Origin of the sequence: Arcicella aurantiaca (genome assembly GCF_003148625.1) — a bacterium.
GTDB classification, from domain to species: domain Bacteria; phylum Bacteroidota; class Bacteroidia; order Cytophagales; family Spirosomataceae; genus Arcicella; species Arcicella aurantiaca.
In genome coordinates, this window is record NZ_QGGO01000003.1 from 273,669 (window position 1) to 297,251 (window position 23,583).

The window sequence follows — 23,583 nt, forward strand, 5'->3', positions numbered from 1 at the left end:
TGGTGATTGGTGAATTGGTGATTGGAGATTGGTGAATTGGTGATTGGTGAATTGGTGAATTGGTGATTGGTGAATTGGTGAATGGTGATTTAGTGAATTGGTGATTTAGTGAAGTGTGAATTGGTAAATGGTTCATTGTGATTTATCGGATGAATAACAATCACTAATTCACTAAATCACCACTCACAATTAAATAAAAAAAACCCTGAAAAGTCGAGACTCAACAGGGTTGTATTATGGGTTGGATTATTAAACTTTTATATTAAGTAAGGATTATACACTTTCAAAATACAAAGGTTTAGTGGAGAATCGACTCTCAAAGTCCGCCAACTTTTTAAAATCAATTTACTCCACTTCCTCTGCTAATACGGATTTGGAATTGATCGTTCTGCAACATCTGTTCTGCGTCCGCCAACACATCGTAGCGTGCAAAACTTTCCTCCCCGTAAGGTCTTTCCCGAAGGTTGCCCTTTAAAAACGTCCGCCAACATTTTTAAATTGTTGCTCACTTCGGGGAAATTTTTCAAACACATTTTTACATATAATTTTAATATGTTTATCATGTGCAAATCAGCATTAAATAATCAAAATGGCTGATTAAATTTTAACTCAAAAAAATGTAAAATACGGTGGTAAAAAGGGCAGAGAAATTCTGCAAGAAAGGAATTGTAAATGAATTCCGCCACTGTTATTTTTCAAAGATTTGGTTTAGCTATATCGAGGCTTTTTTGTTTGAATTCTCCTAATTTAACAGGAGAATTCAAACTCCTTAGCTTGACCCAAATTCTCTTCATGGCGGTAAAAAGATTGGATTTTAGTCAATTAATAATAGAAATCTGCATTTAGACTTCTGATATTTTTGTTTTCAATTACCGTGCCAAACTTTCTTGACAGGTTACTACTTTTTTTAGTTTTTGTCTTCCGACTCCTAACATTTGTGGCGGCATTGCTGGGATAATTATGTTATGACAAATGCCGTGCCAAACTTTTTGTGAAATAAGAAAAAAGTAAAAAGAAAAGTTTTAAGCCTTAATTATTGAGGAATAGCCAAACTTCTCCATAAATAAAAAACCGTGTAGGCTTCCCAATTTTTAAAATTGATAAAAAACGATTCTATTTCTCCACGACTGGGGCGTTTTGGGAATTTTTTTAGACAATGTAGGGCATTATATAATCCAACATCTCCGTAGGTTATACATTCTAATCTTTTTAAAGATTTCATCAAGGCATAATTGGCTGTCCATTCTCCGATACCCCGCACTTGAATTAGTTTTTTGAGGGCTTCGTCTGTACTTAATTCAGAAAGTTTTGCTTTGGAAATATTTCCATCTACAAATTGTTTGGCAATTTCTATTAAATACTCTGCTTTTCTATTTGAAAATTGCATCGGTAATAAATCCTCAACTTTTAACTTGGCAACAACTTCGCAAGAAGGAAAAGCATAATACACAGAATTTTGAAAGTGAAATGTTGTGCCATAGACTTCAGTAAAACGTCTTTTGAGTTTGTAAGCAAAATTCAAATTGATTTGCTGACCAATAATTGACCAACATAATGCTTCAAATAAATCAGGAATGCCCAAAAGTCGCAGACCTTTATATTCAGTAACCATGTAATTGAGGTCAGAATCTTGATGTAGAAGATGATAAAAATCTGTTAAGTCTCGTTCAATGTCAAACCATTCTTTTACAAAATCAATAACAATTTGTTGCTGCGGATTCCCTTCTAAAATAGTGATAATTAGATTTTGTTCTTTTTCAGAAATGTCAATTAAGATTGGTATTGCTTGAACTAAAATTAACTTCCTGACTGAAGATTCTCGGATTTCATGCAGACAGTCATCATAATTTCTATCTAAAAACCAAAGACATTCTTGAAAAGAGAAATTGGGAGGAATTGGAATTGAAAAAGTCATAAGCAAAGAAGTCAAAACAATCGTTAAAATCAAAACGCAAGATACGGAATAGAAATATGTGAAAAAATCTGCAAATTGCGTAAAAGGAAAACGAATTTCACTCCTTTAATTTATGGAAGATACAATTTTTACAAAATATATAGATTCTCCTTTGGGCGAATTAGAAATTTCAGCAACGGAAGATTATTTGACCTCTATTTTATTTGTAGATGCCCAAAAGAAGCCAAGTCCAAGAAAGGTAGAAACGGATTATGTTCCAAAAGTAATAACCGATTATATTCAGCAAATTACCGAATACTTTGAGGGAAATCGAAAAGATTTTGACTTGAAAATTCAACACAAAGGGACAGATTTTCAGAAGACCGTTTGGGCAGCATTAGAAAATATTCCTTTCGGCAAAACGATTTCCTATTTAGAATTATCTCGTAGAATTGGCAACGAAAAAGCCATTCGTGCCGTAGGAACAACCAATGGGAATAACAAATTTAATATCATTGTTCCTTGCCACAGAGTTATTGGTGCAAATGGTTCATTGGTTGGTTATGGTGGCGATTTATGGCGAAAAAAATGGCTTTTGGAACATGAAGCCAAGTTTTCAGGAAATTATCAAACAAGTTTGTTTTAGTAATACAGGCTTTAGTACACTGTTTAATAAGTTATTTCAACTTCCCGAAACAATTCCATTGTGGGTTAAACTTTCGGGAAGTGGTCGAGAGGTTCACTTCCCGAAAGTTTTTTCTACTTTCGGGAAGTTGAAGAAACTTATTAAACACTGTATTTAGCCTGTATCTGAAATTTACCTTTACAGACTAAAGTCTGTGTTACTGCCTAACGGCATAATTTTTGCTCATATTTATTGATTGATTTTCAGAGCTATGCCAAAAACAAAATATCTTGAAAATCTTTTTGCCAAGAATTTAATTATATCCCCTAATTGCCAAGTAGAGGTGTTTTTATCAATAATAATTGATAAAATTAAACAGTAAAACAAATCTGAAAATTCTTTTCAGAGGTTTTCTGTTAAGCCTAAGTTTTAATAATTTATCGCTCTGAGCGATTTTAAATTAAATCTTTTCAGCTTAAAAACTACCCATTGGTGATGAAGAAATCTTCCCATTTTCAAATCTCAAAAACAGCAATCATTTGCTTGTTATTCTTTCTATTTTTTACGATTACGTTTAAAATGAAAGCCCAAATTAGCATTTCGGTTAAAGATACGATACCCACTTGTTTGGGGGCTAACTTTAAAATTGCAACAACAACTAATGCAGGAACTGGAGCAACTTTTTCGTGGCAAGGTCCTAATGGCTATACTTCGTCAGAAAAAGACGCAACAATCACAAACTTGATTGACAAAGGTATGGGCGTTTATACCGTAACGGTTTCTATAACTGGACAATCGGCAACGGCAACAACTTTGGTTAAATCAAATGCTATTGAGGTGGCAGTTATTGGTGGTTTTACAAATGTATGCGTGGGTGAAAATTTACGATTGAGGGATGTGATTATTCGTAACGCAAACGAACAACCTTTATCTTATGCTTGGACTGGTCCAGATAGTTATACTTCAACGGCTTCTGCCACCAATATTCCAACCACTGAAGACCTCCGTCAAGTGGGAACTTATACATTAACAGAAACGTATGAAAATGGTTGTATTGTTATTGCTTCGTTAGTGCCAACGGTGAATAAATGTTTGAGTATCGGTAATTTAGTTTGGAACGATACCAATAATGATGGCTTGAATAATAATACAGAAGTTGGACTTGGCAATGTGGCAGTTAGGCTATATAAAGCTAAAATTGAAGGCGGTTCGCCAACGAATAATGTTGATGGCGTTGCTATTCAGACAACGACAACCAACGCCACAACAGGTAAATATCTTTTTGCGAATTTAGTTCCGGGATTTTATATTGTAGAAGTAGAAGCTCCAACAGATTATAAGTCGAGCGTGGGCGTAAATGGTTCTCCAACAGGTATTTACGAGCCTTCTATAAGTGCAAATGATGATATTAATAACGATGATGATGGCACAACGGTTTCAGGGCAAACCGTCAGAACAAATTATATAGAACTGAGTAATTATACAGAACCGCAAAACGATGGAGACTCCACAAACGGTACTGCGGCAGATAAAAATTCTAACTTAACCATTGATTTTGGACTTCATAAATCTGAATGTCCTGCAATTCCTAAATGTGTTCCGTTTATTGCTAAAAAGATTTAAGTAGCACATACTTTAGTCTGTATGTTTGAGTACAGACTAAAGTATGTGCTACTTAATGAATTGTAATACCAGTAATCCGCCTATACAAATCTACGGCATACAAATCAGACATTCCCGCTACAAAGTCCACAACAATTTGAATATTGTTGTACAAATCTCCTTGTTTGATGTTCGATTGTTTGGGAATTAGTTGTAATAATTTCCCTGATTTGGGGCGTTGTGGATGCAAAATTGCCGTAACAAATTCGTCTAATAATGCTCCAATTACGTTGTAGCCTGCAATTTCTATTTCAATGACCGATTTATGATTGTAAATATCGCTAATTGAAATTTTATCGACATTCTTTAAGCAAGCAAGCGTATGAGTGTCCAAAATATCAATTAAAGATTTATTCAAATTACCCGCTAACATCTCTTTTTCATGCTCTAAAAACGCTTCTGTACATTTTTGAGAAAGCAGATTTATCAACATGGCTCGTAGGAAAGACAACTTTTCATTATTATCTTCAATACGATGTAATTTATCATTTTTGATGTAGTTATAAGTCTTTTCGTCTTTTTCCCAGAATGGTAAAAGCAAATCAATTACTTGCTGAACACTCAAAATTCGGAGACGGTGAGCATCTTCTAAATCAATAATTCTGTAACAAATATCGTCGGCGGCTTCCATCAAAAATACGAAAGGGTGGCGAGCGTAGGTGTTGCGTTCATCGTCTAAAACCCTAATGTTCAATTCAGCGGCTACTTTTCGGTAAATCTCAATTTCTGAATCAAAAAATCCAGACTTTTTTGTGCCAATAAATCCTGTTGTTTTATCAAATCCATTAGTCGAATCCGTTGGATATTTCACGATGGAAGCAATGGCGGTGTAAGTCAATTTATGACCATTGTCGGCATTGGTTAAAATTCTGAAAGCATTGGCATTTCCTTCAAATCTACGGAAATCATTGAGCTGATTTTCTGAAAGCTCGGCTTCTAAAGTGTCTTTTGTTTCTCCCGAAAGGTTATCGAAATAATTTCTGATAGCAGACTCGCCCGAATGCCCAAAAGGAGGATTTCCAATATCATGAGCCAAACAAGCCGTAGCAATAACGGTAGGTAAATCGTAGCGGTAAAACTCATGGAAATCGGCTGATTCTTCTGGATATTTTTGGGATAATTTTACTCCAACAGCTTTTCCCAAAGAACGTCCAACCGATGCCACTTCCAAACTATGTGTTAGCCGATTATGAACGAAAATAGGGCCGGGAACTGGAAAAACTTGCGTTTTATTTTGCATCCTTCTGAAAGGAGAAGAAAAAATAAGTCGGTCATAATCACGTAAATAAGCATTCCGAACGGGGTCAGATTTTTCATTTTCGTACTTTTTTTCATCACCGAGTCGCTTGCTTGTGTATAGAGTTTTCCAGTTCATAATTGCGTAAAAAGGCTGACCTTAGTTATCGGTTAAATTCAATAATTTCTTTATTCAAATTTATGATTTCTGAGTGCTAATTTCTAATTTACGATAGAAGAAATTTCATCAACAAATATGAGCCACAAAAACAAACTAAACCTTTTCGATACCATTATGCTTGTGGTGAGCCTAATTATTGGTATGGGGATTTTCAGAAATCCCGTAGAAGTAGCCAAAACGGCACAAACTCCCACAATTTTCTTTTTAGCTTGGATTTTAGGTGGAGTCATCAGCTTTTTGGGCGGTTTAACTTACGCAGAAATCGGTTCAAGATATGCCGTAAAAGGCGGATTTTACAAGATTTTCTCCTATTGTTATCACCCCGCTTTTGCTTTTATGGTCAACTGGATGTTAGTAATTTCAAATGCGGGAGCAGTTTCAATTGTGGCAATGGTCGGAGCGGAATACATCAATCCTGTTTTGATGCCCGAATCATTACAAAATCAATTGGGAATTAAAATTACATCTATCAGCACCATCGTGATTTTATACGCTATCAATTTTATCGGAATTAGACTTTCGGCAAAGACGCAAAATGTGCTTTCAATGATAAAAATTGTGTTGATGGGCTTGCTGATTCTTACCATTTTCGGAAATCACCCCACGCCAAAAACTTCAACCAATTTAGTGAGCGAACATTGGGAAACGATGGATTATTTTAAGGCTTTGGCTCTTAGTTTCATTCCAATTTTCTTTACGTATGGAGGTTATCAGCAAACCATAAATTTTGGAACAGATATTGAAAATCCTTCAAAAAACACTCCAAAGGGCATTTTTATTGGTTGTGGCTTGGTGATGTTTTTATATTTGGCAATCAATTTTGCGTATTATAAAGTATTGGGAATGGACGGAATGGCAAATTCTACTTCATTAACTTCTGATTTGGCGAAGGTATTTTTTGGAGAAACAGGCTCAAAAGTTACGTCAGTTTTGTTATTTATTTCGGTTTTAACTTTTGTCAATTCGTCGATGTTGACTAATCCACGAGTGTATTATGCCATGGCAGAGGACGGCGTTTTGCCCAAGTTTTTCAGTAAACAAAATGACCAATCGCAAGTGCAAGAAATTGCTTTGACAGTCTATGTTAGCTTTTTGATTTTGTTTCTTTTCTTCGGAGATTCGTTCAAGGAATTGCTAAACTATGTCATGTTTTGCGACTCAATAGGAATGATTACTTCTGCTTTTACTATTTTTATTTTACGTAAAAAAATCACAGAAACATCTGAAAGTCTTTATACCATTGGCTTCGGGAAAGTGCTTTTCCCTGCTATTTTTATCATTACTTATACATTGGTGGCAGTAAGTGCTTTAATCAGTAACAAGGAAAATTTACCAATCGCAATTGGTTTATTTTTAGGAGGTTTGCCTTTGTATTATCTCATTAAAAAGATTATTCCAAAATCGTAGAACAGGAATCTTTCCTGTCGTTTGAGTGTAAAATAAAGATTAGTCAACTTTTTAAAAGTTGACTAATCTGACTGAAGAAATATAATTTAGTTGATGAAAAATAGGCTAATTTACCTGCTCTGTGCATTATCCCTCATTCCGATTGGCTTGGCAACTCGTACTTTTGGCACTGAATTTATGAAACTTTATGTGGGTGATGCTTTGTGGGCGATGATGATTTATTTCGGGTTCAAAATGTTATTTCCCCAAAAAGCAAGTGCATTTTGGTATGCTCTTGTTTTTTGTTATGCCATAGAAATCAGTCAGTTATATCATGCAGAGTGGATTGACGCCATTCGTAAGAATCGTTTAGGAGGTCTGATTTTAGGTTTTGGATTTTTATGGAGCGACTTAGTTTCTTATTTATTGGGAATTTTAGGAGGTTATTATTTGGACAAAGTAGGACAGGAATCTTTCCTGTCTTGCGATTAACAGGAAGGATTCCCGTTTTATGGCAAATTGACAGGAAGGATTCCTGTTTTACGGCAAATAATAACTATTTTCTGGTTTTGGGCGTCAGTCGTTGCAAAAAGATACTCATTTCCACCTTCCGAGAGCTTCAATTTCTCCCGAATTTGCTTCACCGTCAACGGAAAATTACGAATAGTTATGTTCGCTTTATTGTCGGTTAAATGCTTTGAAATGTCCTTCTTATCCAATTTACAAACGGCTATAATTTCAAAGGCTCTTCCTTGAAAATTATCAACTAATTTTTCAGAAGTATAAAGGTGACTATGTGGAGCAATTTTCTGTAAATCAAAGTGTTGTGCTACGAAACGGAAAGCACCCGACTTTAAAATTGACGCATTGGGTTCGTATAAAAATTGTTGTGGAGAACCCAATTTTATGGTAGCATTTTTCTCTTGAGATTTTGTGAAAGTAAACTCATTTTGCTGATTTTTGGCAAGATTAATGGCGTGTAACTTCAGCCCCAACTCCTCTCCAACAGAGCGGGGAGACTGTATGTGAAATAACACTTCTTTAACCTCATTTTCAACTGCTACGATATAGACGTGTGCGACATTTCCTAAGTCAGAAATTGCCAAATCAATATCCAACATCGGAGAGGTTTTCAGTAAAATATTATCTGTTTTTTCAAATAGTAAATCTTTGATTTGTAGAATATTAGGTTCACAATCTTGTAATCTAACTACTTTGCTACCTGTATCGTCTCGGCGGTGTGGGTCGAGATAAACCCAAGAAAAATTATGGGTGCTTTTCTCAAAATTCTCCACTGAATTTCCCGAAATGAAACCTACATTTTCAATACCTAATTGCTCAAAATTGTATTTCGTAACATTTAGTAAATCAGCGTTTTGTTCATTGTAAAAAGCCTTTTTGAAGTTTTTACTCATGTATGCAATATCTACGCCCATGCCTCCTGTGAGGTCAATGAGCGTATCTCCTTGCACTAAATTTGCCTTAAATTTTGCTGTAATTTCAGAAGAACATTGCTCCACAGAAAGCATTTTAGGAAATACAATTCCTTCATTTTCAAACCATTCTGGGAGTTTTACTTTGGCTTTTTGTCTGGCTTTAATTTGTAAAACCAAATCGGGAATATTGAGATTTGGGTACTTTTTAGCCTGTAAAAGTAAAGTCGTTACTTCATCGTTTTGATGAGCTTTGATGAAGTCTTTTTCAGCTTCTGACAATGAATATTTCTCTAAATTTTCGATAAATCTTTTTTTCTGTAAAATTACAAAATCTCCGACAAACCAGCCATATAAGCCAAATTTGCTAACGCTTTTTCGTATTTACTTTTCAAAGATTCTACCTTCGTTTTCATTTCAATCCACTTGCTTTCTCTTGAATTTATCAAGAAAAGGGTACTTTCGCCAATGTCAAATTTACGTTGTTCGGCTTTTACCAAAAGTTCTTGATTTTTAGTAGCATCTTCCTGAATTTTCAACTGTTTTTCATAATTCCGAACGTCATTATAAGCGGCGTAAACGTCGTTCATAATCTCCCGACGAGCCAAATTTAGCTCAAATCCAGTAGATTGTTGCTTGATACGAATTTGCTGTAATTTTCCTCTTTCTTTTCTTAAAAATAATGGCATTACAAACTCAAAACCCAATTTATGGTTGTTCACAGAAAAGGAATTTTCGTAATTATAAATCGCTTTTGAGGCAAAACCGTCAGCAATGAAATTAAAATTAGCGTTGAAAATAGGTTTCAACATTTCTTTTCTGAATCGTTCCTCAATTTGCAATTGGTCGATTTTTACGTTGAGTTTCTGAATTTCAGGATGTTGTGCTTTTGCCTGACTGATTAACGATTGCAAAGTTGTATCATCTACTTTACGAATGGCAGCCAACGGAGGAACGGCATCTTCGGGCAATTCCAAAGGTGTTTCGTCGGCACTCCACAAATAATTTGAAAGTGCCAAACGGTTATTTTGTAGGTCGATAAGTGCTTGTTCCAGAGCCACTTGGCGGTCTTGAAGGGTGATTTTTGCCTCAACAGAATCAATGGTGGCTTGTTCTCCAATTCTCGCACGTTCACGAGTGGCAACAAAACGTTTGTCGGCTAAATCATATCCTTCTTTAATTAATTGCAATTGTTGGTACGAAAACCACCATTCCCAATAAGTTTTGGCAGCGTAATAAATGGTCGAATTGATAAGTTTTTGGCGTTCAGCTTCAGCATAATTTTTGGCTAAACGAGCTTGTTTCAAGGTATTTCTGCGAGCATCAATCACTAAGCCTTGTCCAATTGGAAGGCTCAAACCTGCAACTAATAATTGGCTTGATTCTTCGGGTAATAAATTTTTCCCTGTTCTGTTTTCATAACCCAATTTAAAATCTACGCCCGACCAAGTTGGAATTTTCAAAGCATTTTCCCAACGATTGTAATAATCTGCTCCTTTGAATGCTTTTCGGTCGAAATTGGAAGAAAGTTTTGGGTCAAAAGCACCTTTTGCTTGCATGATTTCAGCTTCTGCATCTTTGGGGTACAGGTTTGCTTGCTTAACGGTTGGGTGATTTTTAAGGACTAAATTTTTAAAATCTTCGTAACCAAAATTGGTTTGGGCTTTAATCGCAATATTTGAAAGTAACGTTAGAAAAATAACGTTTAAAATATTTTTTGTTTTTTTCATACACAGTAGAGACGTTGCCTGCAACGTCTTCATGGTTATTTCCAAGAAAATTATCAAAGATTAGTGATAGATTATCTGCAATGTTTCATTCATCGTTGTTTTACAATAGAATTTGTTGCCTGCAAGGTCTTCATTTCTGTTTTTTGAAGATTTTAGACGTTGCAGGCAACGTCTCTACTTTTGTTTCAATGCTGCTTTGGGTTCTTCTTTCAAAGTAGGAGGGAAGGCGTTTAATTGTCGCCAGATTTCGTACCAAACAGGCACATCGTCGAGCATCACCCAACCTACCACACCCGAACCCATGCGTAACTGTTTGGGCCATACTTGTTCTCCTTTACCCACCTTTGGCACAATTAACAAACGGTATTCACCTTTGTTGTTATCAATGCGGTCAATTACTTTTACAATACCGCCAAAAGTACCAACAGTTGCCGAAGGCCAACCCGAAAAAACTAATGAAGGCCAACCTTCAAACTGCATTCGTACTTCTCGTCCAGCTTCAATTAATGGTACATCCATCGCTCTCACATACATTTCAACCGCCATTTCGGGTGCGGAAGGTTGTAAAGTACAAATAGATTCTCCTTCTTTAATTGTCTCGCCGATACCTGCTTTTAATGCTTTTACAATGTAACCTTCTTGTGGAGCTTTTACATAATATTGCCCTCTGCGAATATCCACATTGGTAATTTTATTTTGTAATTGCGACAATTCATATTCGCCTGTGGCTAAAGATGAAAGTGCTGAACTGCGGTCTGACTGTGCTTTGGCAATTTTTTCGGCATATTCGGCATTAATTGAGTTTAATTCAATTTTAGCATTGATTAATTCTTGTCGTGAAATGGCTAATTTATTTTGTACCGAAATCAACTTTGCTTGCACTTCTTGCAACTTCAATTTTCGGGATTCTAATTCACTCAAAGAAACTAAACCGCCATTTTTATATTGGTCTTCTCCACGGTCGTAACGTACTTGTGCAATATTTACTTGTACTCGTTCCGCAATGACATCGGTACTATCAGATGTTACTTTTGCATAGCCCTGACGAACTTTATTACGAGCTTTCTGTAAACTAAAATTATTGTTTTCTTGTAGTGCAATAATTTGATTATCAAGAGATTGTATTTTTAATTGATAGCTTTTGATGGCATCACCTTTGGCTAATAATTGCTCTTGTAATCTTTTAGGGTAATTAGGGTCGAAGTAATCATCTTTCATTTCTGAAATCACTAAAAGCGTGTCTCCAGCTTGTACTAAATCGCCTTCACGGACGAGCCATTTTTCAATTCTTCCCGAAATAATATTTTGAATATTTTGTGGACGGTCTTTGGGCGTAAGAGCTGATATTTCACCTTTCCCGTTTACATTTTGTTGCCAAGGAAGTACCAGAATTACCGCTAAAATAATTACGATAGCCAGAAGCCAACGTTTTAAAATAACCGCCGAGCGAGGAGTATGTAAGGTCTTCAGTGAGTGCAATTCGTACTTTTCGTGTACGGCATCACTAACACTTTGTTTTGATATATTTAGCATATTTTTGTAGTATTTGGTCTTGCGTATTAAGTATTAAGAAAAGGTTTTTTGTTTTCGCATATTCTTGATACTTTGTGCATAATACTTGAGACATTCATTAATCAACTGCTTCTTGGAAAAGAGGATTTCTAATTAAGTCTTGATATGTACCGTCGAGCGTTATTTTACCGTCATTCAGCACAATGACACGGTCGCAGGCTGCCATAATCATTGGGTCATTTGAGATAGTCAAGAGTGTCCAAGGATTTGCTTTATCCGTCAAAAACGCAATAGCACTCATGCGTTCAGCTTTGTGTAATTCACGATAAATATCTGTAACCATCAATAATTTTGGTTTTTCAACGATACAACGAGCCACAGAAATTTTAGCGATAAAACTCTCAGAAAAACGCTTTCCACCTGCAATCATTGGTGTGGTTAATCCTTCGCCAAGTTCGCCAATATTGTTATTCATATTGAGGCTTTCTAATGCCCATTGAACATCCGCAAGGGTAATACTTGCCCGTCCCATCACGATATTTTCTAACAATGTTCCGTCGAAAATCAAATCAGTTGCTAAATTTCTTTCGATAGCATCTCGAATAGAATTTAATTCTATGTCTCTGATTGATAGGTTGTTGTAGGAAATTGAGCCTTCAAAATCGGTAAAAATAGCTGAAAGTATTTTCAATAAAGTTTCCTTTCCTGAACCATTTGTACCTGTAATGCAAACACTTTGGTTAGGTTGTATTTCAAGGTTTAATTTCTCCAAAACGTATTTTGCTCCATCGGCATATTTATAACTCAAATCTTGCATTTTGATGGCTAAACCTTGATTTTGCTCATGAAAATTAACCTTCAATCCACGTTGGCGTTCTAAGGGTAAATCAGTAACGTGTCCCATTTTTTCAATGGCAGTTAGTAAATCAAAAACGGTTTCTGTGCCAGAAATAAGTTTTTCAACAGAGTTTACCACCAATACAATGATGATTTCAGAAGCTACAAATTGCCCTAATGAAATTTGGCGGTCGATAACCAAAGATGTTCCCAAAATCAATAATAAACCCGTAATAAATGCTTTGAAAAATACTGCATTGCCATAAAGATTCAAAAGAATTCGATAGTGTTTCTTTCTGTATTTCAAGTAGTTATTGACTAAGTAGTCCATTTTTTGCATAGGTAAATTAGTCGAACCTGCTGATTTGAAAGCGTACAAGGTTCTCGCAATATCTTCCAACCACTGAGCCACTTTATATTTATATTTCGATTCTGCCAAACTGGTTTCCATGCCTTTGGGTGCATTGTAGTAAATGACAATGATAACGATGGCAATCGTTAAAAAACCGAAAGCAATAAAATAAGGGTGATAAAGAGATAGTAAAATAATGCCGAAAAGAATTTGAATGACGGCAGCCGTCATATCAATCAAAACTTTTGGAAGGGCTTTCTGTACGTTGATAACATCAAAAAAGCGGTTCATTAATTCTGGTGCGTAAGAACCTAATAAAGATTCTGATTTTACACGTGGTATTCTGTATGTAAATTCAAAAGCAGCTTTTGTAAAGACCCTTCGTTGGAGAACTTCTACTAAGGTTAATTGATAAATCTGCATTATGCCAGAAACGATAACTCCAACAATAACCACTGCAATTAAGACATACACAGAACTAAACGCTAATCCACCAGAAACTAAACCTATAATTGCTTGAATACCAAGCGGTAAAGACAAACTGATGATTCCGACCACAATGGCGTAAATGTAAATATAACTGATGTCTTTTCGCTCGTTTCTGAGCATTTTGAACAGTCTTTGAAGAGGACTAAAAGCTTCTATTTGCTCTTTATCCGTAATGTTTTCAAGCGGGTAAACACCTAAGAAACGCACTTTACCGTTTTTAGACTTATCTGGATTATCTTCAATGACTTGAGGATGGAAAGTAGTATCCGATGAAATTTCTTCAAAGTCTTGATTATCAGATATTTGATAGAAAAATGGCTTTTTTGTCTTTAATAACCGACCTCCAATAACAATTTTATTACCGTTGAAAAATATGACAGGATGGTCATTTTCTTGAATGAATTGCTTGAACTCTTCCTTACTGATATAATTTTCAACGAGTAAGAAATTTTGTTTTCGGGCTGTTTCGATTAAATCATTGATGAATGAATTTATATCTGCTGCCGAATACTGTTTAGTTTCAGAGAATGCCGAATGATTTGCAAAATTATCGAATCCAGTTCCGTAAAACTCGGTCAGTTTCTTGACAATAAGGCTTAACTGAGTAGATTGCATAGTTTAGTTTTTTAATGAAAATTATTTGAATCAGATAAACAACGTCTCTAAAGATGTTATGGTTTTAAAAATACATTAAAAAGAGATTAGAATCACTTTTGAGTAAGATAAAAAACATACTTTTCACCGTTTCTTAATAATTAATCGTTCTGAAATAATACTATCAAAGTTTGTTCGTAATTTTGTAGCCTTTTAAAATCCCACCTATTTTACTTCGAAACAGAAACAAAACTAAATGATGCTTCAAAGATTTTTTTTACTTTTTCTGGTGCTTTACGCCTCTGATTCATGGGCTTTTACAAAAATCTTTGAAGATTCTGTTCAGGTATCGTCGATTATTCAAAAAGCTATTGAAGCAGCTCCATCGCACGATAAATCTTATGCTAATTATCAGGCAGAAACTTTCATTCAAAATGCTGGAAAATGGAATCGTATCCCCAATGTTTGGAAATCACTATTGGTAAATGAAGGTGTGGAAGAAGGTTTAGTTTATCAGTCGGAGTCTTTTGCAAAGTTTTTGGTTAATAATACTAATGATTATTTGTTTAACTATCAGGCTGTTAGGAATAATTACAAAGCTGAAGACCGCCCTGATAAATTTGTGAATCCTAATTTTTACAAATCAATATTAGGAACAGGGGCTATTTCACCCATTTCTCCGAAAGCCTTTCATTACTATCATTTTAAATTGCTCGGAATTTCGGAAAAAGACGGTATTAAGGTTTTTAGAATACAAGTTTTGCCAAAACACAATAACGATGAAAAAGTATTTAGCGGTGAATTTTCCATTACAGATAAAGATTTCTCTATTCAAAACATTGATTTGAAAGTTAGAAATTATGCGATTGATTATCATTTTCAAATCAAATATGAGAAATATCTAAATCAATGGTTGCCACAAAGTATCAGAATTAATATTTCGGGAAATTTGATGGGTTTTGAGGGTGAGTTTCAATACCTTGCAAAAGTGTGGAATTATCAGGAACTCAGCGAAGAACAAGCAAAAAAGATTAGCCGCCCAACTGATAATCATTTTGAAGAAATTGTCAATGTGCAAGAACGAAATTTTGAAGTTCAGCAGTTCAAACAAGTGATGTCGGCAATGGGAACCAATCTGCGTAACCAATGGAGTGATGCCAATATTGCCTCAGGATTGAAGCGTTATGACAAAATTGAAGTTTCGACAGAGGCGGATAAACGAGTTAATAATTTTTGGAGTAATGTAAAGAATGATTCTGATTTTCAGATTTTTACGCCAGATTTGCCAATTGCTGGAAAGAATAAAAATACGCTTCCTCCACAACCCGACGAGTTTTCAACGTATCGTCAAGCCAATCAAAAGTTTGGTATCGGTAGCGTTTTGTTTAGTCGCTCGTATTTTTGGGGGAGTACACACCGAGGATATTATCCTTATGAAATTTACTACAAAGCTCCATTGTTAGACTTTAATTTTAACACCGTAGAAGGCTTTGTACACAATACAGGAGCTATTTTTAGATACCGCAAAAACCGTTATGATTGGTGGGAAATTGACCCAACTTGGCGATATTCTTATACGCAAAAACGCTCGATGGGCATGGTGAAAATCCGTTGGAAAACTCAAAAAGAGGATTTCAATATTTCGGGTGGAAAATTTGTCTCTCAATACAATGTGGATACGCCAATTGCTTTTGATTTGAACTCTCTGGCTACACTTTTATTGAAAAAGAATAACGTAAAAATTTACGAAAAAGAGTTTGTAAACATCAGTTTCAACGACCGTTTTTCTAATACTTTAGGTATAAAATCATCATTGGAATGGGCAAGACGTTATCCTCTTGAAAATACGACCGATTATAATTGGATAAATTATGGAGATGTTGCTTATTCCCCGAATTTCCCAAAAAATCAAGAAATTGGAGAGAGCCAATTTAATAAAAATGATGCGGTTATTGCCAGTTTTCAACTCAATTATCGTCCATTTTTGAAAAAGCAATATCGTAATAATATTCGTTCGGTAGATTTTGCATCGTCACCCTTGATTACTTTCAAATATCGTGGAGCAATTCCGCAACTGTTTGATAGTCAGATGGATTTTCATACCATTGAGTTAGGAATTACGCATAATTTTCCTTTGGGAATAAATACTAATTTTAACTATATCGCTCAGGCAGGTACTTTTTTGAGTGCTAAAAACATGACTTTCGCCGACTATAAGCATTTCAACGGAAATAATAATATGATTTCTATTGGCGATGCCATCACGACACACCGTTTGGTTGGTTTTTATGATAATTATGTTTGGGGAGCAAGTAAAAAATTAATTGACCAATATTATTACTCAACAAACGGAGCTTACATTGACGTAATGACGATGATTGGCTTACGCAAATTTGCCTTAACACAGTTGTCGCAAGTTCGTCGTTTGGGTTTGAGGGAAGAACTTTTTGCCAACTATTTATATACTGCAAATAATAAAATTCATAATATAGAATTTGGCTACGGGATAGACGGAATTGCTCGAATTTTGCGAGTAGAAGCCGTTTTTAATTATAATAGCTTTGGAATTCCTATGCCAAATAATACCTTCAAAAATACACAGTTTGCTATCAGACTTTCGCTTAATTCTCGTGTACGTGGAGGTGTAACGCCTGATTGGTAGATTTTGTTATCTTATCGTTTCAACGCAGGCAGGGTTTGAACCCTGCCTGCGTTAGATGGAAAACTCCTTATGCTTTCGAGATTGGTATGTTATGCAATACTATTTATATTCTCCCAAATCCAATCATCCAATAAATCATGGTTCAAACAAACTATTTCTATCTGAACTAAGATTATTATGATTAGAAGATGATTTGATTCTATGTATCTCAATAAATTCCAACATTTTCCTTATCCTAAAATCCCGTCATCTAATCAATCATAGTTCCGACTCATCACCACAGCTCATCACAAGAAATTTTGAACAAATAGGATTATTTTTTACTTTTAATTACTGATTTAGGACAATCTAAAAAGAAATTAAAATGGCAAAGTATAATCTTACCGTAAATGGTAAAAAATATAATGTAGAAGCCGATGCCGATACGCCACTTTTGTGGGTAATTCGTGACTACGTGGGCTTGAAAGGGACAAAATTTGGTTGTGGAATGGCTCTTTGTGGAGCTTGTACTGTTCATCTCGACGGTCAGCCTGTTCGTTCTTGTTCAACGCCAATTTCTACTTTGAAGGCAACCAACAAAATCACCACTATTGAAGGGATTTCAACCAATACCGACCATGCCGTACAAAAAGCATGGATTGAGGCTCAAGTTCCGCAATGTGGATACTGCCAATCAGGGCAAATCATGTCAGCGGTGGCATTATTGAAAGAAAAAACAAATCCAACCGATGAAGATATTGATGTGGCGATGTCTGGAAATATTTGTCGTTGTGGAACATATCCACGTATTCGCCAAGCCATTCATCGTGCGGCAGAATTGATGAAAGATGGAAGTAATTAATTCTACTGGAAAGTAATATATGCCAGTAATAGAATTATTTGAAGGGATTAAGATTTTGATGTTTGCAAATGACTATAATCCTCCCCATTTTCATGTTTATTATGCAAGTTTTAAAGCAATGGTTGAAATTTCCTCATTACAAATTATAAGAGGAGAATTGCCTAATAAACAATATCATAAAGTTGTAGAATGGGCTGAACTAAGACAGCAAGAATTGTTAATCTAAATCCTCAATTAAGAAAGTAATGAATAACATTCCATATATCACTCAAATTTTAAAGATTGAACCCTTTAAAATTACTTGTCTTTGGAACACAGGAGAAGTTAGAGTTAACGATTTTGAAGAAGAATTTGTAATTCCCGATAGGTTAGAAATTTTTTATAGATTGACAAATTATGATATTTTCAAATATGCTTCAGTGAGTGAAGAAGGTACTTTGCAATGGGTTAATCTACAAGTGTCAATGAAAATATTGAACAAAGATGTAATATCTCCTTTTGACTTAGACTCTGTAACATTATACGAAAATAGTCATTCTATAAAAGAGTATAGATTAGTGATGACAGAGGAATTTGTTTAAACACAACTCAAATGAAAAATAACTCACGCAGAGACTTCATAAAAGCCACATCTTTGTTGGCAATTGGTTTTTCGTTACCGTCTTTGGGTAAATCAGAAACAACCATTCATAAAATTGATACTACCAATGCAGCAGCTTTAGGGCTTGAATTGAATCCGTATATTTTAATTAATGATGCGGGAAAAATTACGCTTTTCAATGCTCGTCCAGACATGGGGCAAGGTACGTATCAGTCGCTTCCTTTACTTTTGGCGGAGGAATTAGAAGTTACCCTCGACCAAGTAACCATTCAAAATACGGATGGACAAGGTAAATATGGCTCGCAACTTTCGGGTGGTTCATCTTCTATTCGTACACGTTGGACACCCATGCGTACCGCAGGGGCAGCCGTGCGTGAAATGTTGATTTCGGCTGCCGCTAAAAAATGGCAAGTTCCTGTAAATGAATGTTATGCAGAAAACGCAAAAGTGATTCATAAGCCTTCTAATAAATCGTTTACTTACGGGGAATTGGTGGAGGACGCATCAAAATTAGAAGTTCCGAAAGAGCCAAAACTGAAAGATGCCAAAGATTTTAAATTGTTAGGCAAGTCAGTTCCACGTCCAGAAATTCCTTCAAAAATAAACGGAACAGCAGTTTTTGGTTTGGATGCCGTAGTTCCGGGAATGTTGTATGCAACGATAGAACATTCGCCAACGATGCTTGGAAAAGTAGTAAGTTTTGACGGTTCGGAAGCTATGAAAATTAAAGGCGTAAAATTCGTATTAAAAACTGAACGAAAAATGCCTCATAAAACAGTTGAAGCCGTAGCCGTTGTGGCTGATAATTATTGGGCAGCCGCTAAAGGTCGTAAAGCCTTGAAAATCAAATGGGATAGCGAAGGTTCTAACAAAATTTCAAGTGATGCGTATTTTGCTAATTTACAAGAATTAGGGAAAACCGCAGGCGAAGTCTATAAAGGAGATACCAAAGGTGATTTTGCGAAGGAATATTCTGGAGCTACTCAAAAAATACAGGCTTCTTACCAAACACCTTTCGTGGCTCATGCTCCGATGGAACCCGAAAATGCTACTGTTTGGGTACAAGGTGATAAGGTAGAATTGTGGGCACCAACGCAAGGACCAGATGGTTTAATTCCAGAAGTAGCTCAGTATTTGAAAATTAAGCCAGAAAATGTAAAAGTAAATGTGCCATTTATGGGTGGTGCTTTTGGAAGAAGAGCGTATTACGACTACGTGATGGAGGCTTTGCATATTTCAAAACAAGTAAATGCACCTATAAAATTAATTTGGACACGTGAAGACGATACCGTTCAAGGACCTTTCCGCCCTGGTATGTTGTCTGTTATGGAAGGAGGAATTGATGCCAAAGGAGCAGTCGTTGCTCACAATCATAAAATTGTGGGAGCTTCTATTCAGCACCAAGTTTTTGGAAGTCCTCTTAAAGATATGCCAGATGATTGGGCTTCTGAAACCGCCAATGTTGAGGATAGTCCTTACGATTTCAATAGTAGAAAATTGAGTTTTCATTTAGCCAAAACTGATATTCCAATTGTTTGGTGGCGTTCGGTATATTCATCTACTACGGCTTTTGGACAAGAAAGTTTTATAGATGAATTGGCTCATGCGGCTAAAATCGACCCATTGGCTTTCCGTTTAGATATGTTGGCTGAGTCTCCAAGATTTACGAAGGTTTTACAAATTTTAGCGAAGAAGTCAAACTATCATGCTAAACTGTCAGATAATCAAGCGATTGGCATTGCCGTTGCTCGTTCTTTTGGTACAATTGTAGCTCATGCCGTAACGGTTTCTAAAGACGGGAATGGTGCCAAAATTGATAAAGTAGTTTCAGTAATTGATTGTGGAATGACGGTCAATCCAGATAATATCAAGGCTCAGACCGAAGGAAATATAGTGATGGGATTAACGGCAGCTATCAAAAATGGAATGACATTTAAAGATGGACAAGCTGAGCAAACTAATTTTCATCAGTATAATGTTTTGAGAATCAATGAAATGCCAAAAGTAGAAGTGCATATCGTTGAAAATTCAGAAGCTCCAGGAGGAGTTGGTGAACCAGGTTTACCACCAATTGCACCAGCATTATGTAATGCCATTTTCAATTTGACAGGCAAACGTGTACGAACTTTACCTTTTGAGATTGATAATATTGTGTAAGATAGTTGTTAGGGTTTAGGAGTTAGGTTTCAGCAACACTTAACAACTCAAAATTACATTTTAAAATATCAAAAGCCGATAATGCAGACATTTAAAATCTGTATTGTCGGCTTTTATTTGGCTTATAGCCTGCTAAAACCTAATTACTAATAACTAAAACCTCTCATAAATACTTCGATAAAAATTGATAAAATTCTTTCTTCGTATTTTTAAAATCTGTTGCGGTAAATTCCATCAAATCTTCTAAATTTTCGTCCGTTTCAATCATTTTAACATTGATATATTTCGGTTGTTCGATGGCATTTTGAATAAGAGCTTCTTCTTTTAATTTTATATCGTGAAGCAATTCATCAAGATGAGTATTTATGATATAAAATTTATTTTCAAAATGCCCAACTTCTACTTTAATGTCTTTGGATGTATTTTTTGAAGCAACTTCTTCTAATCTTTGTTTGAAAAATGGTAACTCTGTTTTGTAAAACTCTAACTCTCTGAGCCAATCTTTACACATTACGTGCAAGTGTGAAATGGTATCTTTCATAATTTTATTTTGTTGATTTTAATTTTTTAGAACTTATTGGATTATCCTCTTATTATCAGTGATTCTACTAACACCTAATCCCCAACTCCTAAGCCCTAATTAAGCTTTTAATTTATTTTCCAATTCCACCACCATCGGCACTAAAACGTGGTCTTCAATGATGGCGTGTTTACGTAATTCAATTTCAAAAAGGTCAACTTGATTCATGAAAATTTTGAAAGGTAAAGGAATCGCTTCATCTCCCGAAAATTGTTTAATTATTCTGGAAACTTCTTTCAATTCATCTTCAATTGGTAAGTGACTGGCAATAAACTTTTTAATAGAAAAAAATGGGTCAATTGATACGTTTTTGGCACATACTGTTTTTGTTTTTGATGCCAAAAGCATTCGTCTGATGTATGGAAAAAGATAACGTTCTTCCATCCGAATATGGGCAATTAATTGATTTTTATAATTGTTGAAGAAGACAATCAGACTACTTAATAGTCGGTGGCTTTCGGTGTATTTCGAGTAAATATGTAACATAGACTGCTCAATCTCAGGCAGTTTTTTTTCAAGATAATATTGATGAGTTGCTTGTAAATAATTGAGAATATCCTCAATTGAGAATTTCTGCATTTTTTCATACACAAAATCTTCATCATCGTTATACAATTCAAGAATTAATCCGATTAACTCATGATTCATTTCCCAATTATCGACTGGGTTTTTGAGGTTAACATTCTCCAATCTTTCAGTTATCAATTGAAGAATTTTGGTGTTATCCATAATATCGTTTACCGATGTCATAGTCATAATAATGAAGGGGATTAGAGTTTGATAGTAAGTAAAAAGTGATTGTGAAAAATGTGTGAATTATTGGTTAAGGGAAATTGTAAAAAATAACGTACCATATTTGGCTTGGACAAACTTCCCGAAAGTTTTAAACTTTCGGGAAGTTCAGCGGCGAATAGTTGGTACTTTTAATTTTACAATTTCCCTAAATTCCTCTTTGTTTTCGCTTTTCGCCAATCGCTTTTCGCTTATAAAAAAGCTATTTTCTAAAAGTCAGAATTGGCAATTTTGCCTCTTGTACGAAATGCTTGGTAACGCTGGTTTCGAATATTTTTTCCAAAAATGATTTGTCATGAACCGCCAAAGCCAAAACATTAGGTTTGAAAGTATTGATGTAAGTTTCTAAGCCTTCAATAATGTCTTCTCTTTTGATATTTCGGATAAGTACATTGTCATCTTTAAATTCTTCTCGTAAATTGTTAACCTTCTCATGCACAACACTTTCGGTGTTTTGTTCAAAGAAATCATTAATGTGAATGACCTTATTGAGTGTTTCTAAAGGTTTTACAAGCTCTAAAAAATATTGCGTTGCCGTTGTTTCATCTTCCTTAAAATCAGCGGCATACATTATTTTTTGCGGCTGCTTAATATGGGTATGCGAAGGAATAACCCAAACTGGACAAAGAGCTTCTTTTACAACTTTTTGAGCATTTGTTCCCAGCCATTTGTCCAAAAAATCAGATGCTCCCTTAGTTCCCATTACAATCATATCGGCTTTTATTTCATTGGCTACTTCCACAATTTTATCTGCTGGAAATCCATATTCAGCCCTTTGAGAAACTCGTGTAGGATGTAAATGAGCATTGGAAATAAATGCCGAAGCAAATTTTTCTAAATCTTGAATTGCCTCCTGTTTATTACTTTCAATGGCACTTTGAGCTTCATAAGCCATTGGGTTTTCAGGCACCATTGGAATAAAATAGGTATTCAGTACCACAATGTTGGCGTCGTATATTTTTGCTAACATACCTGCATATTCAGCGGCATGAGTGGCATTTTTACTAAAATCGGTCGGAAAAAGAATCGTTTTCATAGCTTTTGAAAGAGTTAAAATTGATGCGTTAAATATGAAATTGTCTTTGGATATTTTAAGAGATTTACGCTAAATAATAACGGCTACTTGCTAAGAAAATTACTTTCTGAAAGTTAGAATTGGCAACTTTGCTTCCTGTACAAAATGTTTTGTTACGCTGGTATCAAATATTTTTTCTAAGAAAGATTTTTCATGAATTGCCAAAGCCAAAACGTCTGGTTTATGGGTACGAATGTAAGTTTCTAAACCGCTAATAATATCAGCTCTATTTACATTGTGAACGCTTACATCTTCTTTTTCAAATTCATCTTCTAAATAATGCACCATTTCTTGTACGGCATGACTCACATTTAATTCAAAATAATCATGAATATGAACAATGTTACAAGTAGCTTCTAACGGTTTAGCAAACTCTAAAACCTTTTGCGTAGCTATTACTTCATCTTCCTTGAAATCAGCGGCATAAATGATGTTTTTAGGATAATTAATAGCTGCATTTTCTGGAACAATCCATACTGGACAAGGTGCATTTTTCATTACTTTCTGCGAATGTGTACCGAGCCATTTATCAATTGCATTGCTTGCACCTTTTGTTCCCATCACGATAAGACTTGCATTGATTTGTTTAGCGATTTCATTGATTTTATCGCCCACAAAACCATATTCAACCATTTGAGTGATGCGGTCGGATACTAAACTGGTTGCTTCAATGAATTTTGCCGTAAAATCTTGTAAATTCTTTTCAGCGTCTTTTCTGTTTTGCAAGATGAAATTCTCGATTTCATACGGCAATTGGTATTCTGACACCGTTGGAACTGAATATATATTCAACAAGACCACTTTAGCATTCAAGCGTCTTGCCAACATACCAGCATATTGAGATGCGTGGATGGCGTTGGTGCTAAAATCTGTTGGGAATAGTATCGTTTTCATGCAATAGTTTTTTAAAAATTGATATACCAAAATTCACAAAAATTATAGCC

Annotated in this window: 19 protein-coding genes; 9 read left to right on the forward strand and 10 right to left on the reverse strand. The window is 35.3% G+C overall.

The window, feature by feature from the left end:
• Positions 1-1,033 precede the first annotated feature (1,033 nt).
• Positions 1,034-1,915, reverse strand: a complete 882-nt coding sequence (locus LV89_RS04365; RefSeq protein WP_109741681.1) for a DNA-3-methyladenine glycosylase family protein — start codon at positions 1,913-1,915, stop codon at positions 1,034-1,036.
• 112 nt (positions 1,916-2,027) lie between these two features.
• Here LV89_RS04365 and LV89_RS04370 point away from each other — a divergent pair, with 112 nt between their 5' ends.
• Together LV89_RS04370 and LV89_RS04375 are read left to right on the forward strand one after the other, a co-directional pair.
• Complete coding sequence (locus LV89_RS04370) at positions 2,028-2,540, forward strand: methylated-DNA--[protein]-cysteine S-methyltransferase (protein WP_109741637.1); 513 nt, start codon at positions 2,028-2,030, stop codon at positions 2,538-2,540.
• A 558-nt stretch (positions 2,541-3,098) separates the two neighbouring features.
• Complete coding sequence (locus LV89_RS04375) at positions 3,099-4,142, forward strand: SdrD B-like domain-containing protein (protein ID WP_158279506.1); 1,044 nt, start codon at positions 3,099-3,101, stop codon at positions 4,140-4,142.
• 52 nt (positions 4,143-4,194) lie between these two features.
• On the opposite strand, the gene LV89_RS04380 is transcribed toward LV89_RS04375, so the two are convergent.
• Positions 4,195-5,556 carry a deoxyguanosinetriphosphate triphosphohydrolase gene (locus LV89_RS04380; protein ID WP_109741639.1) on the reverse strand — a complete coding sequence of 454 codons (1,362 nt, stop codon included), beginning with the start codon at positions 5,554-5,556 and terminating at the stop codon, positions 4,195-4,197.
• Positions 5,557-5,673: 117 nt separating this feature from the next.
• On the opposite strand from LV89_RS04380, the gene LV89_RS04385 reads away from it, so the two are divergent.
• Positions 5,674-7,005, forward strand: a complete 1,332-nt coding sequence (locus tag LV89_RS04385; RefSeq protein WP_109741640.1) for an APC family permease — start codon at positions 5,674-5,676, stop codon at positions 7,003-7,005.
• 93 nt (positions 7,006-7,098) lie between these two features.
• Entirely contained in the window at positions 7,099-7,476 is a 378-nt protein-coding gene (locus LV89_RS04390) for a ribosomal maturation YjgA family protein (RefSeq protein ID WP_211321145.1), read from the forward strand.
• 17 nt (positions 7,477-7,493) lie between these two features.
• Here the strand turns inward: LV89_RS04390 and LV89_RS04395 are convergent, their stop codons facing one another.
• The 4 genes from LV89_RS04395 to LV89_RS04410 all read right to left on the reverse strand — a co-directional run bounded on the left by LV89_RS04395 (position 7,494) and on the right by LV89_RS04410 (position 13,952).
• On the reverse strand, positions 7,494-8,699 hold the full coding sequence (locus LV89_RS04395) for a THUMP-like domain-containing protein (RefSeq protein WP_109741641.1): 1,206 nt from the start codon (positions 8,697-8,699) through the stop codon (positions 7,494-7,496).
• Positions 8,700-8,743: 44 nt separating this feature from the next.
• The gene (locus LV89_RS04400) at positions 8,744-10,147 is read right to left on the reverse strand and encodes a TolC family protein (protein WP_158279507.1); all 1,404 of its coding nucleotides are present in this window, start codon (positions 10,145-10,147) and stop codon (positions 8,744-8,746) included.
• A gap of 174 nt (positions 10,148-10,321) precedes the next feature.
• The gene (locus tag LV89_RS04405; RefSeq protein ID WP_109741643.1) at positions 10,322-11,680 is read right to left on the reverse strand and encodes an HlyD family secretion protein; all 1,359 of its coding nucleotides are present in this window, start codon (positions 11,678-11,680) and stop codon (positions 10,322-10,324) included.
• Between the two features lie 97 nt (positions 11,681-11,777).
• Entirely contained in the window at positions 11,778-13,952 is a 2,175-nt protein-coding gene (locus tag LV89_RS04410) for a peptidase domain-containing ABC transporter (RefSeq protein ID WP_109741644.1), read from the reverse strand.
• Between the two features lie 238 nt (positions 13,953-14,190).
• Here LV89_RS04410 and LV89_RS04415 point away from each other — a divergent pair, with 238 nt between their 5' ends.
• From LV89_RS04415 to LV89_RS04435, 5 genes are all read left to right on the forward strand, one after another.
• Positions 14,191-16,593 (forward strand): DUF5686 family protein, encoded by a 2,403-nt coding sequence (locus LV89_RS04415; protein WP_146199075.1) that lies wholly within the window; start codon positions 14,191-14,193, stop codon positions 16,591-16,593.
• A 364-nt stretch (positions 16,594-16,957) separates the two neighbouring features.
• A complete protein-coding gene (locus LV89_RS04420) occupies positions 16,958-17,434 on the forward strand; it encodes a (2Fe-2S)-binding protein (RefSeq protein ID WP_109741646.1) in 477 nt (158 codons plus the stop codon).
• Positions 17,435-17,453: 19 nt separating this feature from the next.
• Entirely contained in the window at positions 17,454-17,660 is a 207-nt protein-coding gene (locus LV89_RS04425) for a DUF4160 domain-containing protein (RefSeq protein ID WP_109741647.1), read from the forward strand.
• 19 nt (positions 17,661-17,679) lie between these two features.
• A complete protein-coding gene (locus tag LV89_RS04430) occupies positions 17,680-18,015 on the forward strand; it encodes a hypothetical protein (RefSeq protein WP_109741648.1) in 336 nt (111 codons plus the stop codon).
• An 11-nt stretch (positions 18,016-18,026) separates the two neighbouring features.
• Positions 18,027-20,192, forward strand: coding sequence for a xanthine dehydrogenase family protein molybdopterin-binding subunit (locus LV89_RS04435; protein ID WP_109741649.1), 2,166 nt, complete (start codon positions 18,027-18,029; stop codon positions 20,190-20,192).
• Positions 20,193-20,355: 163 nt separating this feature from the next.
• On the opposite strand, the gene LV89_RS04440 is transcribed toward LV89_RS04435, so the two are convergent.
• The 4 genes from LV89_RS04440 to LV89_RS04455 form a co-directional block, all read right to left on the reverse strand.
• Positions 20,356-20,733, reverse strand: coding sequence for a hypothetical protein (locus LV89_RS04440; protein ID WP_109741650.1), 378 nt, complete (start codon positions 20,731-20,733; stop codon positions 20,356-20,358).
• A gap of 99 nt (positions 20,734-20,832) precedes the next feature.
• A complete protein-coding gene (locus LV89_RS04445; protein ID WP_229201472.1) occupies positions 20,833-21,528 on the reverse strand; it encodes a hemerythrin in 696 nt (231 codons plus the stop codon).
• 238 nt (positions 21,529-21,766) lie between these two features.
• On the reverse strand, positions 21,767-22,600 hold the full coding sequence (locus LV89_RS04450; RefSeq protein ID WP_109741651.1) for a universal stress protein: 834 nt from the start codon (positions 22,598-22,600) through the stop codon (positions 21,767-21,769).
• A gap of 99 nt (positions 22,601-22,699) precedes the next feature.
• A complete protein-coding gene (locus LV89_RS04455; protein WP_109741652.1) occupies positions 22,700-23,533 on the reverse strand; it encodes a universal stress protein in 834 nt (277 codons plus the stop codon).
• Positions 23,534-23,583 lie beyond the last annotated feature (50 nt).

Excerpts from the sequence above, each read along its gene's own strand:
- LV89_RS04365 (WP_109741681.1), bottom strand. The coding sequence starts at position 1,915 with ATGACTTTTTCAATTCCAATTCCTCCCAATTTCTCTTTTCAAGAATGT.
- LV89_RS04370 (WP_109741637.1), top strand. The coding sequence starts at position 2,028 with ATGGAAGATACAATTTTTACAAAATATATAGATTCTCCTTTGGGCGAA.
- LV89_RS04375 (WP_158279506.1), top strand. The coding sequence starts at position 3,099 with ATGAAAGCCCAAATTAGCATTTCGGTTAAAGATACGATACCCACTTGT.
- LV89_RS04380 (WP_109741639.1), bottom strand. The coding sequence starts at position 5,556 with ATGAACTGGAAAACTCTATACACAAGCAAGCGACTCGGTGATGAAAAA.
- LV89_RS04385 (WP_109741640.1), top strand. The coding sequence starts at position 5,674 with ATGAGCCACAAAAACAAACTAAACCTTTTCGATACCATTATGCTTGTG.
- LV89_RS04390 (WP_211321145.1), top strand. The coding sequence starts at position 7,099 with ATGAAAAATAGGCTAATTTACCTGCTCTGTGCATTATCCCTCATTCCG.
- LV89_RS04400 (WP_158279507.1), bottom strand. The coding sequence starts at position 10,147 with ATGAAAAAAACAAAAAATATTTTAAACGTTATTTTTCTAACGTTACTT.
- LV89_RS04405 (WP_109741643.1), bottom strand. The coding sequence starts at position 11,680 with ATGCTAAATATATCAAAACAAAGTGTTAGTGATGCCGTACACGAAAAG.
- LV89_RS04410 (WP_109741644.1), bottom strand. The coding sequence starts at position 13,952 with ATGCAATCTACTCAGTTAAGCCTTATTGTCAAGAAACTGACCGAGTTT.
- LV89_RS04415 (WP_146199075.1), top strand. The coding sequence starts at position 14,191 with ATGCTTCAAAGATTTTTTTTACTTTTTCTGGTGCTTTACGCCTCTGAT.
- LV89_RS04420 (WP_109741646.1), top strand. The coding sequence starts at position 16,958 with ATGGCAAAGTATAATCTTACCGTAAATGGTAAAAAATATAATGTAGAA.
- LV89_RS04425 (WP_109741647.1), top strand. The coding sequence starts at position 17,454 with ATGCCAGTAATAGAATTATTTGAAGGGATTAAGATTTTGATGTTTGCA.
- LV89_RS04430 (WP_109741648.1), top strand. The coding sequence starts at position 17,680 with ATGAATAACATTCCATATATCACTCAAATTTTAAAGATTGAACCCTTT.
- LV89_RS04435 (WP_109741649.1), top strand. The coding sequence starts at position 18,027 with ATGAAAAATAACTCACGCAGAGACTTCATAAAAGCCACATCTTTGTTG.
- LV89_RS04440 (WP_109741650.1), bottom strand. The coding sequence starts at position 20,733 with ATGAAAGATACCATTTCACACTTGCACGTAATGTGTAAAGATTGGCTC.
- LV89_RS04445 (WP_229201472.1), bottom strand. The coding sequence starts at position 21,528 with ATGACTATGACATCGGTAAACGATATTATGGATAACACCAAAATTCTT.
- LV89_RS04450 (WP_109741651.1), bottom strand. The coding sequence starts at position 22,600 with ATGAAAACGATTCTTTTTCCGACCGATTTTAGTAAAAATGCCACTCAT.
- LV89_RS04455 (WP_109741652.1), bottom strand. The coding sequence starts at position 23,533 with ATGAAAACGATACTATTCCCAACAGATTTTAGCACCAACGCCATCCAC.